12 protein-coding genes are annotated in these 18,489 nt (G+C 41.8%); 7 read left to right on the forward strand and 5 right to left on the reverse strand.

What is annotated here, in order from left to right; all coding sequences use genetic code 11:
- Positions 1-124: 124 nt before the first annotated feature.
- The 3 genes from H1A14_RS16680 to H1A14_RS16690 all read right to left on the reverse strand — a co-directional run bounded on the left by H1A14_RS16680 (position 125) and on the right by H1A14_RS16690 (position 2,527).
- Entirely contained in the window at positions 125-1,264 is a 1,140-nt protein-coding gene (locus H1A14_RS16680; protein ID WP_194777428.1) for an FAD-dependent monooxygenase, read from the reverse strand.
- A gap of 611 nt (positions 1,265-1,875) precedes the next feature.
- Complete coding sequence (locus tag H1A14_RS16685; protein WP_194777429.1) at positions 1,876-2,232, reverse strand: helix-turn-helix domain-containing protein; 357 nt, start codon at positions 2,230-2,232, stop codon at positions 1,876-1,878.
- Between the two features lies 1 nt (position 2,233).
- On the reverse strand, positions 2,234-2,527 hold the full coding sequence (locus H1A14_RS16690) for a type II toxin-antitoxin system HigB family toxin (RefSeq protein ID WP_194777430.1): 294 nt from the start codon (positions 2,525-2,527) through the stop codon (positions 2,234-2,236).
- Between the two features lie 748 nt (positions 2,528-3,275).
- On the opposite strand from H1A14_RS16690, the gene H1A14_RS16695 reads away from it, so the two are divergent.
- The 5 genes from H1A14_RS16695 (at position 3,276) to rfbB (ending at position 12,356) form a co-directional block, all read left to right on the forward strand.
- Positions 3,276-4,742 carry a glycine--tRNA ligase gene (locus tag H1A14_RS16695; RefSeq protein ID WP_194777431.1) on the forward strand — a complete coding sequence of 489 codons (1,467 nt, stop codon included), beginning with the start codon at positions 3,276-3,278 and terminating at the stop codon, positions 4,740-4,742.
- Positions 4,743-5,287: 545 nt separating this feature from the next.
- Complete coding sequence (locus H1A14_RS16700) at positions 5,288-9,118, forward strand: T9SS type B sorting domain-containing protein (RefSeq protein WP_194777432.1); 3,831 nt, start codon at positions 5,288-5,290, stop codon at positions 9,116-9,118.
- Between the two features lie 62 nt (positions 9,119-9,180).
- On the forward strand, positions 9,181-10,143 hold the full coding sequence (locus tag H1A14_RS16705) for a PorP/SprF family type IX secretion system membrane protein (protein WP_194777433.1): 963 nt from the start codon (positions 9,181-9,183) through the stop codon (positions 10,141-10,143).
- A 102-nt stretch (positions 10,144-10,245) separates the two neighbouring features.
- Positions 10,246-11,313 carry an NAD-dependent epimerase gene (locus H1A14_RS16710; RefSeq protein ID WP_194777573.1) on the forward strand — a complete coding sequence of 356 codons (1,068 nt, stop codon included), beginning with the start codon at positions 10,246-10,248 and terminating at the stop codon, positions 11,311-11,313.
- Positions 11,310-12,356: a dTDP-glucose 4,6-dehydratase gene (gene rfbB, locus H1A14_RS16715; protein ID WP_194777434.1), complete on the forward strand. Its 1,047-nt coding sequence runs from the start codon at positions 11,310-11,312 to the stop codon at positions 12,354-12,356. The genes H1A14_RS16710 and rfbB overlap by 4 nt, the downstream gene beginning before the upstream one ends.
- A gap of 18 nt (positions 12,357-12,374) precedes the next feature.
- Here the strand turns inward: rfbB and H1A14_RS16720 are convergent, their stop codons facing one another.
- Positions 12,375-13,553 carry a glycosyltransferase family 4 protein gene (locus H1A14_RS16720; RefSeq protein WP_194777435.1) on the reverse strand — a complete coding sequence of 393 codons (1,179 nt, stop codon included), beginning with the start codon at positions 13,551-13,553 and terminating at the stop codon, positions 12,375-12,377.
- 87 nt (positions 13,554-13,640) lie between these two features.
- Positions 13,641-16,619, reverse strand: coding sequence for a glycosyltransferase family 117 protein (locus H1A14_RS16725; RefSeq protein WP_194777436.1), 2,979 nt, complete (start codon positions 16,617-16,619; stop codon positions 13,641-13,643).
- 257 nt (positions 16,620-16,876) lie between these two features.
- Between H1A14_RS16725 and H1A14_RS16730 the strand changes: the two genes are divergently transcribed.
- Positions 16,877-18,334 (forward strand): cryptochrome/deoxyribodipyrimidine photo-lyase family protein, encoded by a 1,458-nt coding sequence (locus tag H1A14_RS16730; protein WP_194777437.1) that lies wholly within the window; start codon positions 16,877-16,879, stop codon positions 18,332-18,334.
- Between the two features lie 15 nt (positions 18,335-18,349).
- On the forward strand, positions 18,350-18,478 hold the full coding sequence (locus H1A14_RS16735) for a DUF2256 domain-containing protein (protein ID WP_194777438.1): 129 nt from the start codon (positions 18,350-18,352) through the stop codon (positions 18,476-18,478).
- Positions 18,479-18,489 lie beyond the last annotated feature (11 nt).

Genomic DNA, 18,489 nt, shown 5'->3' on the forward strand with positions numbered 1-18,489 from the left:
TCCAGTTATCTGATTCTCTGATATCCCGATTTTCTATTTTCCAACTTTCAGTTTTCACCAGCGGAAACGTAAAAGAGATTCACGTACGGTTATAGGTGTGGAATTCACCTTTCCCTACTCGATTTTATAATTCAATGTTTGTTACTCTATAAGAAAAATATTTATCTATCAACTTCATTGCTACATTTGAAGGCATCAATTTAAAAGCTAAGTTTCTCAATGTAGTCAGGATTGGGTTCTCAAGTTGTCCCATTTTACCCAATCTTAAACTCTCATTTACAATGTTTTCAGAGCGGGGATATTGTAGTTCTTCATATCTTTCAAAAGCCTTTTCTGTTAAACCGTATTTTTGAATTGATTTGGCTAGAATGTAAGCCCCTTCGATCGCCATACACCCACCTTGTCCTAAGTTTGGAGTTGTGGGGTGTGCAGCATCTCCCAATAATGTAATATTCCCTTTTGTCCACCCTTTGCATGGTGTTCTGTCGATCAAACTGTTTTTTAAAATTATGTCGGTCTTGTTAATTAGTTCGGAAATGGGATGATGCCAATCACCAAACAACCGATTTAATTTTACTTTTGTGTCTTCTGGGCTGTCATCTTGCATATATGCTTCGTTGCAAGTTGCCCACCAACCATAAACACCTTCTTTAATTGGTACAATTCCCACTCTTTTTCCTTTCCCAAATGTTTCACTGGCGTATCCTATGTCGAAATTTGTCTTCACTACACCCCGCCAAATATTGTATCCCCTAAAAATGGGTTCTCCGTCATTAATGATGTGTTTTCGCACTACTGAGTGTACTCCGTCTGCTCCAATTACAGCATCAAACACTTTGTTTTCTTCATTTTCAAATGACAGGCTTATTTGTCCATTTTCGAGATGAGATAAATCCTTGAGGTTATAGTTGCTGTGAAGTTTTGCTTCTAAGTTGTTCAAAAGAATGGCGTGTAGGTCTGCTCTGTGTATGCAAATTACCGGGTAGTCACTCTTGGGCTCGGATTTACTTAAAATAGTTCCATTGTTGGTTTTTAGATATACCGTTTTAAATTGTCCACTATTGTTTAGTATTTCTTCTAACAACCCTAACTTATCCATTACACACAATGCGTTTGGAAAGACGCTGATTGCAGCTCCTATTTCTCCGAAATGTTCTTTTTTCTCAAAAACATCTATTTCATAATCTTCCGTTGTAAGGCAATGGGCAAAAGTCAATCCGGCAATGCCACCACCTATGATGGCTATTTTTTTCTTCTCCGTCATTTTTGTCTAATTATGAAAGGGTCTGTTTTTAAGTTTCTGACTATCACTTTGCCAAGTAGCGAAGTCAATGGATTAGCTGTATGGTAATTAACTGCCAACTTAGATATAAGTCCGTTAATCCCAGACTAATCCCTTAAATATAGGGAGGAACGACTAGTTTTCATAAAGCAGAATTTTGATTTAATGGATACTAGTTTCGGGTTACGATTTACAAATTGGAAATAGGGAATTACGAATTAGGGGGGGATTAAAAAATTAGGCATTGAGTTTTTTTCAGGTTGTCCTGTTGTCGAAGTCTCTACTTTCAGCTTTGAGCTTTGAACTTTCAGCTTTTTCTTTGTTGTCCAGTTATCTGATTCTCTGATATCCTGATTTTCTGTTATCTGTTTTCCAACTTTCAGCTTTTTTCAGGTTGTCATGTTGTCGGGTTGTCATGTTGTAGAGGTCCCTACTTTCAGCTTTCAGCTTTGAGCTTTTTTCAGTTGTCCAGTTATCTGATTCTCTGATATCCTTTGACATTTGTCATACACTTCCGCTATGATAGGACAGGCTGTGGGCTTATAGCTTATTGTCTTCTAATCAATTGCCCACAGTGCTTCGAGTTTTGCTGTTCAATAATCCTGAATTAAAACTTCAGTGGGTATTTTTAATTGTGCATTCAATTTTCTAATCATTTCTAAAGTCAGTTTTCGTTTTTTGTTCATTATTTCGCTTACTCGACTTTTAAATCCAATCATTTCTACCAGGTCTTTTTGTTTAAGTCCCATTTGTTCCATTCTGAAATTTATGGCTGAAATAGGGTCAGGCATTCCGATAGGGAAATTTTCACTCTCATAATTATCAATTAAAATCGATAAAATTTCAAGTTCATCACCTTCTTTTGTTCCTCGTTTGGCGTCAAAAATTAACGCTAAACGTTCAAGCGCCTTTTTGTAGTCAGCTTCGTTTCTTATCGGTTTTATTTCCATCTTAAATTTCGTTTGCATTAATTTTATCGTATTCAGCGTGAGTTCCAATAAACCGAATCCAAGCAAGTTGATATTCAAAGTTGAATTTTACAATTAGTCGGTAGTCGTTACCTTTGATGTTAAACACAATTCGATCATGCTTTAAAATACTTGCATTTGGAAATTCAATTTTGAGATCATTTATGGATTTCCAGTTTGACTTTTCAGTTTCACCATACCAAGTTTTAAGTTGTAACTCACAGTCCCCGTGTTTTTCCCAAAAATCTCGTAATGTTCCTCTCGAAAATATTTTCACACCAAATTATTTGATACAAACATAATCAAAAAGTTACCAATATGATAACTTTTTCGGGTGTTTCAGCAATTAGCGTTTTCACTGTTACCCAGTTATCTGATTCTCTGATATCCTGATATCCTGATTTTCTGTTTTCCAACTTTCAGCTATTTTCAGGTTGTCATGTTGTCGGGGTCCCTGCTTTCAGCTTTGAGCTTTGAACTTTCAGCTTTTTCTTTGTTGTCCAGTTATCTGTTTCTCTGATATCCTGATTTTCTGTTATCTGTTTTCCAATTTTCAGCTTTTTTCAGGTTGTGATGTTGTCGAGGTCCCTGCTTTCAGCTTTGAGCTTTGAACTTTCAGCTTTTTCTTTGTTGTCCAGTTATCTGATTCTCTGATATCCTGATATCCTGATTTTCTGTTTTCCAACTTTCAGCTTTTTTCAGGTTGTGATGTTGTCGAGGTCCCTGCTTTCAGCTTTGAGCTTTGAACTTTCAACTTTTTCTTTGTTGTCCAGTTATCTTTTTCTCTGATATCCTGATTTTCTGTTTTCCAACTTTCAGCTTTTTTCAGGTTGTGATGTTGTCGAGGGCCCTACTTTCAGCTTTGAGCTTTGAACTTTCAGCTTTTTCTCTGTTGTCCGGTTTTCTGATTCTCTGATATCCCGATATCCTGATTTTCTGTTTTCTGTTTTTCCACCTTCAACCTTCCACCTCACACTTTTTACTTCTTTGCCAACTGATACATTTTATCTATTTTTGCAGCTGTTATGGCGAAAACGGAACAAGTGGCGGAAAATGCCCAGCTCAAAGATATCATTGCCCATGCCAAAGAGTATGGTTTTGTCTACCCCTCATCCGAGATATATGATGGCTTGCAGGCTGTTTATGACTATGGTGCTTACGGAGTAGAACTGAAAAACAACCTGAAGAGACTGTGGTGGGAAACCATGACCCGCCTCAACAGCAACATTGTGGGCATAGATGCCTCTATCTTTATGCATCCTACCACCTGGAAAGCCTCAGGACATGTGGACAGCTTCAACGATCCCATGATCGACAACAAAGACAGCAAAAAGCGTTACCGCGCCGATGTCTTGGTAGAAGAACATGCCGCAAATATCGAAAATGCCGGTGATGTGGAAAGGGCCAATTCCCTTACTGCGGCCCTGGCAAGGTTGCTGGAAGCCGAAGACTTGGCGGGGGTAAGGGACCTGATCACCAATGAAGGCATCAAATGTCCCATCAGCGGCACAAGCAACTGGACAGATGTAAGGCAGTTTAATCTGATGTTTTCCACGCAGATAGGATCTGTATCAGAAGATGCTTCCACCATCTACCTGAGACCCGAAACCGCGCAGGGGATTTTTGTCAATTTCCTCAATGTGCAGAAAACCGCCCGCATGAAGGTGCCTTTCGGCATTGCCCAGATCGGTAAGGCCTTCCGAAACGAGATTGTCGCCCGTCAGTTTATTTTCCGGATGCGGGAGTTCGAACAGATGGAGATGCAGTTTTTTGTTCGCCCCGGTTCGGAACTGGAATGGTACAAGGAATGGTCTGAAACCCGCATGAAGTGGCACAGGGCCCTTGGTATTCCGGAAAATAAGCTGAGAAGACATGACCATGAAAAGCTGGCCCACTATGCCAATGCTGCCATGGACATCGAATATCAATTTCCATTTGGCTTTAAAGAAGTGGAGGGGATTCATTCCCGAACGGACTTCGACCTGAAAAGCCACCAAGAATTTTCCAAAAAGAAACAGCAATATTTTGATCCTGAAATCAACCAGAATTATATTCCATATGTAATAGAGACCTCTATTGGTGCCGACAGGCTTTTCCTGATGACCCTCTGCAATGCATATGTCGAGGAGGAAGTAGATGGCAAACAAAGGACCTACCTCAAGTTTCATCCAGCCATTGCCCCGGTGAAAGCAGCCATCCTGCCCTTGACCAAAAAGGATGGTTTGCCGGAAAAAGCCATGGAAATCGTGGAGAATCTCAAATATGATTTCAATATCATTTACGAAGAAGCAGCCTCAATCGGCAAGCGCTATACCCGTCAGGACCTGATAGGGACCCCTTACTGTATAGCTGTGGACCATCAAACTCTGGAAGACAACACCGTCACCATCCGTCACAGGGACACCACCGAACAGGAAAGGGTGGCGATCTCAGACTTACACGGCAGATTGACTCAGGAATGTAGTTTCCGGAGGATTTTCGAAAGAATTTGATCCGCTGGTACCAAGACTAAATTTGATCAACAAAAGAGCTCTTTTCAGGGCACTTTTTTTTTGTCCTAGTTTGGTTGGCTTTCTGATTTTTGATGGTTTTTTCACTTAGCATAACCTTACTTATTGAATTAAAGGTAGTTAACTGTTTTGCCTTTTTGATTTTGGCAAATTCACCTTACTTTTTATCTCCAATAAATTATGATTATACTCATATCCAACTAACCATTTCCTATTTTTGAAAGCACTAATTTTGTATTAATTACCAGCTGATTAGACGGGTAAAGATTTAATAAATTTTTAATTTATCGTTAATACATGGATTATATTTTTGCAATAGCTTGAATCATTTGTAATAATTTTATGCGTGTTTTCCTTCAAAAATTTTGTTTTTGAGAAATAATAAAAGAATATTACATATAAAATTTAGTCCATAGCTGGAACCTTAAAAATTGTTTTTTGAATGAAAATATTTCAAAGATATCTAAATGTTGTTTGCAATTTATAAAATGAATTTTGTAATTAGCGATTGCTCAATTTATCCTCCTATGAAGAGACTGTTACTTTGTCTATTATTCTTTTTTCTACTATCTACTTCTCATCTCTTCGCAACCAGTGACCATTTTGGCTTCATTGAACCGCCAGTGGTGACCAATACGCCCGGGAAAACTATTTTCGTCTCAGGAGTAGGGGGAGTGACCATAGATCCGGGTATCACGGTATCAGATCCCGATTCGGATAATGCCTCAATGGCTACCATTTTCCTTAGTAACAGGCCTGATGGTGGAGAGGAATTTTTGTTGATCAATCCTGCCTTTGTAAACCTGGCTTTGATCAATGGCATTACAGTGACCTATAACTTCACGAGCGGGGAGTTGACCTTGACAGGGGTAGCTCCGTTTTCTGTATATCAAACTTTACTTTCTTCCTTAATTTATAACAACGTCAAACCTGTCCCTGACACCCAGGATAGGTTGGTATATTTCACTGTTTTTGACGAAGACGGCAATGAAAGCAACCAAGGGTTAAAAGTGATTGAAATCACCAATGTGATTGCTGTGATCACAGATGTAGAGGTTCCTTTGGACGGACTATATGGAATTGATGATGTCTTGGATTTTAAGGTAACTTTCAGCAGACCGGTTATTGTAGCAGGTGGTACGCCTTTTATATTACTTAATATCGGTGGGACATTGGTACGTGCCGAATATGTATCAGGTTCCGGAACCAATGAATTGGTTTTCCGATACATAGTCGAAGAAGGGGTAATTGATCTGGATGGTATTTCCATTGAGGCATGGATTGATTTGGATGGTGCCACGATAAGAGATGAAGTAAATGATGATGCCAATCTTTCCCTTTCACCTTTACCCGATACTTCTGGTATTTTGGTAGATGGAATAAGACCTTTTGTTGAAAGCATAACTTTGCCGGCGGATGGGGTTTATGGTATCTGTGAGGACGAACCCCTTGTTTTCACGCTGAATCTCAATGAAAATGTCAGTGTGGATACTGGTGCGGGTACCATGGTGCTGGAGTTACAATTGGGTTCAGAAACAGTCAATGCGACTTATGACGCTGCAGCCAGCTCCTCCAATACCCTTGTCTTTGTTTACTTGATTCAAGAATCCGATCAGGATGGAGATGGGATACAAATCAATCAACTTTTATTGAATGGAACCTTAATTACCGATCAGGCCAACAATGAATTGGTAGATACTGGTTTTGACAATACGGAAGTCTTTGACCCAAGTGGGATCATCATCGACAATACCAAACCTGAATCTCCCAGCATTACGGGCATTACAGAAGATACTGGCGTTTCAGATGAGGATGGAATTACAAGTGACCAAACCCTCATCATCAGTGGCACAAGTCCTTCAGCAGGTACTGTGATAGTTTATTTAGATGGGGTTGAAATAGGGGAGACCGATGTAGCCGGAAGTGGACCTTGGTCTTTTGATTATTCTGGAACTTCCCTGGCCGAAGGGAATTATGAGCTTAGTGCCGCTTTGGTAGATGATAGATGTAATGAATCTGAATTAAGTGCGCCTTTTGAAATCACCATTGATGTGACTGCTCCTGAGGCCATAGGTGGAGATATTACGGTTGAATTGGGTGCAGGCGGTTTGGTCAGTATCAATCCTGAGGATTTGAATAACGGCTCCACGGATAATTTCACTGCAAATGCCGATCTGATTTTTGAAGCGGATATTACCCAGTTTTCCTGTGATCAGGTGGGAGACAATGAGGTAGTACTTACTGTTACCGATCAAGCAGGAAATTCAAGCACTACAACTGTAACAGTTACCGTAGTGGATACAAATGGGCCTGAAGCTATCACTCAAAACATCACTGTAACCTTGGACGAAAACGGTGAGGCCAGTATTCTACCTGAAGACATCGATGCAGGGTCTACGGCTACTTGTGATACGGAGGCAGATTTAATCCTTTCCTTGGATAAAGACTTCTTTACCTGTGCTGACTTGGGTGAAAATACCGTTCAACTCACTGCCACCGATCAAAACGGCAATTCAGTCTCTGCACCCGCTATCGTAACGGTGGTAGACAATTTGGCTCCAACTGCGGTAGTCCAAAATTTGACATTAACCTTGGATGCTGATGGATTGGTCACAGTCAATCCAGCTGATGTGGACAATGGTTCCAGTGATAACTGTACCCCACAGGATCAATTGCAATTTGAACTGAGCCAAAATGTATTTACCTGTGATGATGCAGGCACCAATACAGTGACTTTTACGGTTAGAGATCTTTCAGGCAATGAAAGTACCGCCCAGGTTACCATTATCATTCAGGATGATGTAGCCCCGGTTGCTATCGCCCAAAATATCACTGTAGAACTTGGCGCTGACGGTACTGTTTCCGTGACCCCGAATCAGGTGAACAATGGGTCTACAGACAATTGCAGTGATGCATTGGTATTCACTTTGGATGTGGACACCTTTACTTGTGATGACCTGGGAGAAAATCCAGTGGTCTTGACAGTAACAGACCCGTCCGGTAATTCAGACACAGCGAATGCCGTTGTCACGGTTGTCAACACCGCACCACCTGTTATCGATTTAGATCCGATTACGGTTTCATTGGATGCCAATGGACAAGCCTCGATCAGTGCTGAGGATATCTCTGCCGGGATTCAAGGGGCATGTGGAATCGATGACATCACACTCAGCCAGACGGAATTTGATTGCGGAGACATAGGAAACAATGCCATCACTGTAACAGTAACGGATCTGCAAGGCAATACCACCACCGCCACCATAACGGTAACTGTGGTGGATGAATCAGGCCCTGTCCTGTCCCAGTTACCTGGAGACCAAAATGTAACCGGAGACATAAGTGCCCAGTTTACCTTGCCGGATTATTTGGCTGATATTGTGGCCGTCGATAATTGCGGATTGGCATCCATCACCCAATCACCAGCCGCGGGAACCGTATTGACAGGCTTTGATCAACCTAACCCCATTACCATCACCGCCACTGATGTCAATGGCAATGTGACCACCTACACCTTCAACGTGACCATCATTGGAAGGATCATTGAAGAAGTGATCGAGCCTGCGGTGATTACCGTACCATGGGGAACACCGATCAATACCCTTCCCTTGCCAATTAGGGTTGATGTTCGTTTTGTTTCAGGTCAAATCAGGCCTTACGTGGTCAATTGGATCATCGACAATTATGATGAGCTTGTGCCAGGAATATACCAAAACTCGGGAACTTTGGTTTTGCCGGATGATGTATTGAATCCCAATAATCTTCAACCTGTCCTTACCATCATCGTGGAAGACAAACGGCCACCGGAAGACATTCTTTTGGACAACAATACATTTAAAGCGGCTATCAGCAACAACATCTTCGTAGGGACTTTCACCACGGTAGATCCGGATGACGACATCCACTTCTACGAATTGGTAGGTACCACAGGGGATAATCAATATTTCTCGATCATTGATGATCAATTGTTCTGGACTTCTGATGAGGTGCTACCGGGTAGAACTGATTTTACCATTACGGTAAGCAGCACAGACCGTACTGGGAATACCATCACCAAATCCTTTACCATTATTAGGGAAATTCCAGGGTTGGATGAGTTGAAAATTGTCAATGTGTTCAGTCCAAATGATGATGGTGTCAATGATGTGTGGAAGCTGGATGGCCTGAGGTTTTTCAATCAGGCCAGTGTAAGGGTATTTGAAAGAAGCGGCAAATTGATCTTCTCTTCTGATGAGACATCCTTCTCATGGGACGGAACTTACAATGGCAGAGAAATGGCTGCAGGAGCTTATTACTTCGTGATCGAACTTCCGGATACCGGTGAAAGATTAAGGGGTGTCCTGACTTTATTGAGGGATTAATTGGATATGATTGGTGAATTTAGGCAGATTGTTTTTATGAGATTTAAATTATTAGGTCAAATATGAGAAAGATTTTATGCATAGCTGCGTTGTTTTTAGGACTCTGGGGGGGAGAGGCTAAGGCACAAGGCAGAAAATACATCAGTCAGTTTGGCTTTTTTAAGAACTACTACAACCCCGGTCTTACAGCTTACGAAGGCAGTACGGTAAGGGGATTTACCAGAAACCAATGGAGTGGCTTCGAAGGTGCACCACAGACCTATTTTGTAGGAACAGAATTGGATATTTCCGAATTATTGGGTGATAGGGATCCTTATGTCATGGGAAGAAATGCCATTGGGCTCAATATCATGCATGATACTTATGGACCTTTCAGAGAAACAGAGGTCATGCTAAGTTATGCGAATAGAATTAGGTTGACAGAGGTCCATAACCTCCGTTTTGGCGTAGGCGTTTCTTATTCTGCCATTCGATTGGACGGCGCTTCTCTGACACCTGATGAAGAAAATGACCCTGTTTTGAACAAATACCTTGGTGGTTTTGCCAATATGAGCATGATGGATTTCAACTTTGGCATTGCCCTGACTCATGAATTGTATTACCTCGGCTATGCCATCCATAATGCCAGCCGGGGTGGAATTACATCAGGGGATGTTTTCTTTGATGATGTTCGGCCTCATTCTGTTTTTTCCGGTGGATTTCGTCAATTGCTCAATCCAAATATCAGCTTGGTTGTCAATGGCATGTACCGTACCCAAAATGACCTTCCTGGGAATATGGAATTCAATACCAAACTGCTGTTAATGGATTCTTTTTGGATAGGCGGAGGACATAGGTTCGATTATTCAACCAACCTTCAGGTAGGTTTTTTGGTGCTCAATGACATTCTAAGAGTGGGCTACATCTATGAATTTGGAACCGGTGCCGGGCAGTTTATGCAAGGGGTAACCAATGAATTCACAGTAACCTACAACATCTTCAGGGATTACAACAGGATCAGGCAAAAGGAAGTATTGATCTGGTAAGCAGACATAAAACGCCTTTTTCGAAAGGCTTTTTTTTTGTGTCTTCGGAATTTTTAAACGCGATGTATTTCAAGTTAAATTATGAAGCCCTATCTTCGGGGCATGAAATTTTTAATCACCGGAGCAGCAGGTTTTATCGGGTATCACCTGTCGGAAAAATTGCTTGATCGTGGAGATCAAGTCATAGGCCTTGACAACATCAATGACTATTATGACCCCAGTTTGAAAGAGGAAAGACTCAGGAATTTGGGGGTCTCAAGTGCCGATTTACCCTGGCATCAATTGACACCCTCATCAAAAAACAAGGGGTTTTCATTCTTCAGGTCTAATTTGGAAGACAAAGCCGAGTTGGACGCGCTTTTTGCACGCGAAAAATTTGATGTGGTCGTTAACCTGGCTGCACAGGCAGGGGTGAGGTACTCACTAGAAAACCCTAAGGCATATATTGATGCAAATATTGTGGGATTTCTCAATATCCTCGAAGCCTGCAGAAACCATCCTGTCAAGCACTTGGTGTATGCTTCATCCAGTTCGGTTTATGGCTCCAATACCTTGATGCCGTTTTCCACCGGGCACAATGTAGATCACCCGGTCAGCCTGTATGCTGCTACTAAGAAATCCAATGAACTGATGGCCCATACTTACAGCCATCTTTTTCAAATCCCAACTACTGGATTGCGGTTCTTTACAGTTTATGGGCCATGGGGGAGACCAGATATGGCTCTTTTTCTCTTTACCAAAGCCATCACGGAAGGAAAACCAATCAAGGTTTTTAATTTCGGAGAAATGAGAAGGGATTTTACTTACATCGATGACATCGTAGAAGGGATTATTCGGGTGGCTGACCGCCCTGCCAAAGGCAGTACCTCTTGGGATAGTTCCAGCCCCAGTCCGGATACCTCCTATGCCCCTTATAAAGTTTACAATATTGGCAACAGTTCTCCGGTAAGGCTGATGGATTTTATTCATGCCATTGAAGCGGCCCTTGGCAAGAAAGCCACATTAGATCTTCTTCCCCTTCAACCGGGTGATGTGCCAGCTTCACATGCCAATGTGGATGACTTGGTCAGAGATACCGGATACAAACCAGATACCCCTATTGAAAAAGGCGTGCAGGCCTTTATTGATTGGTACGTCAAATATTACAACCCTCAAGAAAAAAAGGCATGAAATCCATTCTGATAACCGGTGGCGCTGGATTCATAGGCTCCCACGTAGTAAAGCTTTTTGTCAGGAAATACCCTGATTATAGAATCATCAATTTGGATTGCCTGACCTACGCCGGGAATCTGGAAAATCTCAAAGAAGTGGAGCATGCTTCAAATTACCATTTCTCAAAAATCAATATTTTGGATGAGGATTCACTTAGAAAGGTTTTTAATGATTTTCAGATAACCGATGTGATCCATCTGGCAGCCGAATCCCACGTAGATCGTTCCATTACCGATCCGCTGGCTTTCGTAAGGACCAATGTCATTGGCACGGTAAACCTATTGAATGCAGCCAAAAGCTTCTGGAAAAATCCGGAAGGCCATCTGTTTTACCATGTTTCTACCGATGAGGTGTATGGCTCTCTGGATGATGGAGGTTTTTTCACAGAAACCACCCCATACGATCCGCAATCACCTTATTCTGCTTCAAAGGCAGCTTCAGACCATTTCGTCAGGGCCTATGCCAATACATATAAACTGAATATGGTGATCAGTAATTGTTCCAACAATTACGGACCCAATCAATTTCCTGAAAAATTGATTCCCTTGTGTATTCACAACATCAAACACAACAAACCGCTTCCGGTATACGGTAAAGGAGAAAATATCAGGGATTGGCTGTATGTGGAAGATCATGCGACGGCAATAGATAAAGTGTTTCACCATGGCAAATCGGGAGAAACCTACAACATAGGCGGTTTCAACGAATGGAAAAACATCGATATAGTCCACCTGCTTTGTCAAAAAATGGACGAAATCCTAGGCAGGGAATCAGGAACATCCGAAAAGTTGATCACGTTCGTCAAGGATCGAGCAGGTCATGATTTGAGGTATGCAATAGATGCAAGTAAAATACAGCAGGAATTGGGTTGGGAACCCTCATTGCAGTTTGAGGAGGGTATCCACAAAACCATTCTTTGGTATTTGGAAAATGAGACTTGGCTGGAACATGTTACCTCCGGAGATTACCAAAAATACTATGAGGCCCACTACGGCCATTAAGCCACAAAATTTTATGGTTTAGGTCTGTTCCGCATCAGCTGATTGATGGGACAAAATAAATTGGTTGTATTCCTTCAGTATGGCTTCATGCATGTCTTTGCGTTGGTATTTCTGAAGGACCTCCTGATGCAGCTTTTCTGACATTTCCATCATGACATCCCTTTTTATATAAGCAAACTCCAGCGCTTCCTGCAATACTTCCGTTTTCTTGACGGGAAATACCAGACCTGTTTTTTTCTGAACAATTAAGTCAGTATTTCCCGGTATGTCTGAACAGATAACAGGCAGCTGCATTGCACCTGCTTCTAGAATAACGTTGGGGAATCCTTCCCGATGAGAAGCATGGACCAAAACGTCCGCAATGGCCATGTAATGTTCCACATGATCCGTCCAGTCCAGCTGAATGATTTTAGGGTGGTCTTCAATTTTACGCTTGATCTCTCCTGAAATCGGATTGAGATCCTGTTCAAATGCACCGAGAAGAACCAGTTTGGATTTATTGACAATTTTGGACTTCAGAAAGGCATTGACGAGGTCTTCTATACCCTTGTCAAGAACCAGACGGCCTACAGCCAAGAGGATAAACTCGTTATCACCCGGCATTACCCGCATCATGGCGGCCACCAGGTGATTTTCCTTCAAGTTGTCCCGGTTGAATTTTTCACTGTTGACTCCGTTGGATGAACCGTTACCGATGACCCTAAGCTTCTCTGATTCACAAAGTTTTTCGGAAAGGATAAATTTTTCGAGAGAGGGTGCATTGGCCCATACCTGTGTGGCAAAGCGATAAGTCAGCTTTTCCATGGCTACCAAAAGTTTCTTTTTCTGTTTCTGGGATACCACGTAAGGAAGCCCGGCTACAGTATGAATACGGACCTTTACACCTGCCAATCTTGCTGCCAGCATAGAAAGTAGCCCTGCTTTAGGCGTGTGGGAATGGACAATGTCTGGTTTTTCTTTTACAAATAGCCTGTAAAGCAACCAAAGGCAATACAGGTCTTGGAAAGGGGTGATTTTTCGGGTGAATGGTATTACATGATGTTCACAGCCTTCTCTACGGGTAATTTCATTGATTTCCCTACCATCTGCACTGACCATGACCACATCCCAACCGGCCGACTTCATGAATTTCATCTGATCGGTCAACAATAATTTTAAGGAAAGGGGGACCGTAGTGACACGGATCAATTTTGGCATTGCTGTGTTTTCATTTACTTTAAACAAATATAGGTGTTAAGTCCAAGGATTAACCTGATTGATACGCAGAAAGAAGACATGTATTGGTTAATTTCTGTTTAAAGGCAATCTGCTCCCGGAACCCATTATCGTGTCGCTGTTGAGTTGGACTCTCTCCGCCACATCTTCATAGCCTCTTTCTTTAAGTAATGGGATAAAGGTGGCAAAGTAACGGATCATTTCATATGAAACCGATGCTTCCCGGTCTAGATCTCTTCCTGTTTCCGAATAGAACTCAAGCATTTGAACAGACCTTTTTGAAATAACATCGATGATTTCAATGGCTCTTTCGTCTTCTCCGATCTCGAACAGGAGGGGAACAGACTGCCCGCTCGCCACATCATAAGGGATCGCCTCATGTGGGAAACGTTCCAAACTCATTAATTGTATTTCGGCAGCTCTTTCTAAGTCATCTTCTTGAAGCAAGGCAATCGTCAGACTGTTCAACGCACTTCTGTGGTTGGAAGTAAATCGTCTATATTCATCATCATAATACACCTCAGGGTTATCCATGCTTCGGTAAGCAAATTTTTCCGTGAAATTTTCATAGGCAATGTCCGTATCCACCAACTCTTCCATGTACTGAGGTTTTTGGATGGGCAAAAGACGATAAGTCAAACCCTCCATTACGGTATTATTGGCAAGATCCAACCCGATGGTTGCCATGGAGGTATTGTTGAAATAGATAGGCCTTTCCCAGTTATTGGAAACAATCAAATCCATTAACATGAGCGTGCCTTTGGTCACGTAGTTCCCTTTGACCCTAAGGTTCATTTGGTCTACTATCAGCCCTTCCATATGTACAGGTACAATCCCTTTAGACATGATTTCAGCAGAATCTATCTCCAGAATCAGATTCCTCGAAGGGACTAAATTGATGGAAGTCTTGAAACTGGAGGCCATTTTGAGCAGTTCACTGTCATTGCGAATCAGCTTCAGGTACTCTTTGGCTGAGATGGCTTCCAGTTGCTCCCGTACATAGAGCACATCATTGACCCCTTTTTTGAAATTCCTGTATTCCAAAGAAAACGGCAATGCAGCAGATTCGTTGACGGGTCTTGTCATTTGTTCGACATACCAGTCCGTATCGAAATAGCTGAGTACAATCACCCTTACATCAGTTCTAAAGCCTTCCACTTCCTGCACATACCAAAGAGGAAAGGTGTCGTTGTCCCCACCTGTGAAGAGAATGGCATTCTCAGCACAGGATGCAAGAAAATTTCGGGCAGAATCTACAGAGAAAAATCGGTCACTTCTGTCATGGTCATTCCAGTTTTGGAACGCCATAATGGTAGGAATAGGGAAGGTCAAAAGGGTAGCCGCAAGCGAGGCAATTACAAGATTCTTGCTAAGTTTACCTATCTGATGGGCAATCCACATCACTCCCATCCCAGCCCAAATCGCAAAGGCGTAAAACGAACCCACATAGATGTAATCCCGCTCCCTGGGCTCCACCGGAGGGGAATTGAGGTACAGTACCAAAACCACCCCCATCATGAGGAATAACATCAGCGTAACCCAAAATGACTTGGGGTCATACTTGGCCTGGAAAATCAAACCGATGATGCCCAAAATCAACGGTAGCATCCAATAGTTGTTGTGTGCTTTGTTGTCTTTGATATAATCCGGATAGTTTTTGGATAATTTATCCGTAATTCCCACCCAAGGTGCATCGGAATAATCACTTTCGCGACCTGAAAAATTCCACATAAAATAACGCCAATACATGTGACCGAGTTGATGGGAAAACATAAAGTAAATGTTGTCCCCAAAAGAAGGAACCTGCCCTTCTCTCAGGCCTAATTTGGACCTGTAGATTTGCTTATGCCGCTCTTGGGTGGAATAAATTCTGGGTAAAATGGTGGTTTGGCTTGGGTCATAAACATTCACCAGATTATAATCCACGATTTCGTATTTTTCTTCGCCTTTGGCATATACTGGAGATCCCTCTTTTTGATCCACCACCTCAGCAGTGAAATATTGACCATGAATTAGCGGTCTATACCCGTACTGTTCCCTTTTAAGATAACTTACAAAGCTGACAATGTCTTTAGGGGCATTTTCATTGATGATGGGGTCTTGGTTTGCACGAATTACAATCAGAGAATAAGAACTATAACCGATAAGGATAAAGGTCAAAGAAAGCAACACGGTATTCAGTACAACTTTTTTATGTAAAATGCTGTAGCGAAGCGCATAAACCAGTGCACCGACAAATAAAATAATAAAGAAAATGATGCCACTACCGAAAGGCAAGCCAATGCTGTTTACAAAAAAGATCTCCATAGATCCCGCAAGTCCGGGAAGTCCTGCGATGATGATGTTGTTGATGATGATAAGGGCTATTCCACCAAGGATAATGGCTATAATGGCTCCTTTCAGATTTGGATTTGGGTATTTTTTGAAATAAACAATTAAGGCCAAAGCAGGCAAGGTAACCAGATTAAGCAAGTGAACGCCGATCGATAAGCCAACGAGATAGGCAATGAAGATCATGTACTTGTTTTCAGCCTTGGGGTCTTCAATGACATCCCATTTCAGGAAAGCCCAAATAACAATTGCAGTAAAAAAAGAGGACATGGCATAGACTTCAGCCTCAACAGCGGAGAACCAAAAGCTATCTGAAAAGGTATAAATCAGTGAGCCGATGATACCGGCACCCATCAGCATGAGCGTTTGACCGCTGCTTTCCGATTCTTTTTTGATCTGAAAAAGCTTTCTTCCCAACAAGGTGATGGACCAGAAAAGGAATAAAATGGTAAAACCGGAAAACAAAGCACTTCCAATATTCATCCAATAGGCCACATTCAACCCATCTCCAAAAGCAAACATACCAAACATCCTGTAGATCAGTAAAAAGAAAGGGGCGCCTGGAGGGTGGGGTACCTGAAGTTTATAGGAAACAGCGATGAACTCTCCCGGATCCCAAAAACTGGCTGTTTCTTCGACAGTAAAAACATATACCAATGTGGCAATGACAAAAACAACCCATCCGGTGAGGTTGTTTACCTTTTTATAATCTAGCATTTTGATTAATTGGTTACGAAAGGCGAAAATAAAAAAATATTCAGGAATAATGGGGAAATTAACAGTTTTTAAAGTCATCGATGGCCATAAGTTGACGCTTTGTTTGGACAATGGCACAAAGGGTCGTTGCAAAAGAATTGCGGAAACCGACTTTCTTTAATTCTACCTGAATGCAATTTTTCATTCTAAGCTTAAGTTAGGGGTTGTGTCTACGGCATTGGACAAACATTCAAACGATCAAGGAGTTTAACTAAGGCATGCAGAATATCAATGTAGTTTGGTTCAAAAGAGACCTTAGGTTAAAAGACCATAAGGCTTTAAAGACAGCGATTGAATCTCATTTGCCTATTCTATTGCTCTATTGCTTCGAACCTTCTTTGGTTAATGCACCTCAATCTGATGACAGGCATTGGCGTTTCGTTTTTCAAAGTATCCAAGACTTAAACACACAACTACAGCCCTTTAATACCAAAATTCATGTGTTTTTTAATGAGCTTCCTGAGGTTTTTCAAATGCTCAATTCACATTTCAGTATCCAACAGGTATTTTCCCATGAAGAAACCGGGATCCTTTTGACTTTCGAAAGGGATAAACGGATGAAGGAATGGTTTTCTGAAGTTGGAATTGATTGGAATGAGTTTCCTCAAAACGGCGTGAAGAGAGGTAGAAAAAACAGAAAGGATTGGAGTGAACAGTGGTATGCATTTATGGGAGCAAAAACCGAGAACCCCATATTGGATAAGGCTGAATTTGTAAATCTACTTGGTTCAATATGCGAAGGGGAATTACCATTCTCTTGGCAGGAGTCACAGCCCAAAATGCAAAAAGGTGGGGAGTTGACCGCAAAAAGATATTTTGATTCCTTTTTCGGCGATAGGTTCAGACAGTACAACAAGTTTATCAGTAAGCCTTTGTTATCCAGAAGAAGCTGTAGTAGGCTTTCCCCATATTTGGCATGGGGGAACCTTTCCATAAGGCAGGTGTACCAAAAAGCTGAAGCGGTAAAAAAGGAAAGTAAATTCAAAGGCAATTTGAATAACTTTCAGTCAAGATTGCGTTGGCATTGTCACTTTATGCAAAAATTTGAAATGGAGTGCAGGATGGAGTTTGAAAATGTCAACAAAGGTTTTGACCACCTAAACCGGAGCCATGACCCAGCAAAATTCGATGCATGGTCAAAAGGAGAAACAGGCTTCCCTCTGATAGATGCCTGTATGCGTTGTGTCCAGCAAACCGGGTATCTCAATTTTAGGATGAGGGCAATGGTGGTGTCGTTTTTGACCCATCATCTTTGGCAGGATTGGAAGGCAGGGGCCACCTATCTTGCTAAGCAATTTTTGGATTTTGAACCCGGTATACATTACCCACAGATTCAAATGCAAGCCGGATTGACGGGCATCAATACGGTGAGAATATATAATCCGGTCAAACAATCCATAGACCATGATCCTGAGGGTTTGTTTATCAAAATGTGGGTACCGGAACTCGCAGAGGTCCCGGTTTCTTTTATCCATGAACCATGGAAAATGACGGAGATGGAACAAAGCTTGTACGGTTTTAAACTGGGGGTGGATTATCCTCTCCCTATCATTCACCTTGAGGCGGCCGGAAAATTTGCCCGGGAACATATATGGAAGGCCCAGCAAAATGCTCTAGTAAAAAAAGAAGCAAAAAGAATTTTGGATGTCCATACCACTGCCAATAGGTGGGTTTGATGAAAAACACAGCAAATGAAAAAAGAAAACCTGCCGGTAAAGACCTGTCCCGTTTGTCAAAGGCCATTCACCTGGAGAAAAAAATGGGAGAAAAACTGGGAGAATGTCAAATACTGTTCGAAAAGATGTAAAACTCAAAAGTAATTTTTTAATTG

Origin of the sequence: Pararhodonellum marinum, from assembly GCF_015354735.1 — a bacterium.
GTDB classification, from domain to species: Bacteria; Bacteroidota; Bacteroidia; order Cytophagales; family Cyclobacteriaceae; genus Pararhodonellum; species Pararhodonellum marinum.

What these genes read in the sequence shown, in the direction of transcription:
- H1A14_RS16710 (WP_194777573.1), top strand. Translation starts at nt 10,246, where the DNA reads ATGAAATTTTTAATCACCGGAGCAGCAGGTTTTATCGGGTATCACCTG.
- rfbB (WP_194777434.1), top strand. Translation starts at nt 11,310, where the DNA reads ATGAAATCCATTCTGATAACCGGTGGCGCTGGATTCATAGGCTCCCAC.
- H1A14_RS16700 (WP_194777432.1), top strand. Translation starts at nt 5,288, where the DNA reads ATGAAGAGACTGTTACTTTGTCTATTATTCTTTTTTCTACTATCTACT.
- H1A14_RS16720 (WP_194777435.1), bottom strand. Translation starts at nt 13,553, where the DNA reads ATGCCAAAATTGATCCGTGTCACTACGGTCCCCCTTTCCTTAAAATTA.
- H1A14_RS16725 (WP_194777436.1), bottom strand. Translation starts at nt 16,619, where the DNA reads ATGCTAGATTATAAAAAGGTAAACAACCTCACCGGATGGGTTGTTTTT.
- H1A14_RS16730 (WP_194777437.1), top strand. Translation starts at nt 16,877, where the DNA reads ATGCAGAATATCAATGTAGTTTGGTTCAAAAGAGACCTTAGGTTAAAA.
- H1A14_RS16735 (WP_194777438.1), top strand. Translation starts at nt 18,350, where the DNA reads ATGAAAAAAGAAAACCTGCCGGTAAAGACCTGTCCCGTTTGTCAAAGG.
- H1A14_RS16695 (WP_194777431.1), top strand. Translation starts at nt 3,276, where the DNA reads ATGGCGAAAACGGAACAAGTGGCGGAAAATGCCCAGCTCAAAGATATC.
- H1A14_RS16705 (WP_194777433.1), top strand. Translation starts at nt 9,181, where the DNA reads ATGAGAAAGATTTTATGCATAGCTGCGTTGTTTTTAGGACTCTGGGGG.
- H1A14_RS16680 (WP_194777428.1), bottom strand. Translation starts at nt 1,264, where the DNA reads ATGACGGAGAAGAAAAAAATAGCCATCATAGGTGGTGGCATTGCCGGA.
- H1A14_RS16685 (WP_194777429.1), bottom strand. Translation starts at nt 2,232, where the DNA reads ATGGAAATAAAACCGATAAGAAACGAAGCTGACTACAAAAAGGCGCTT.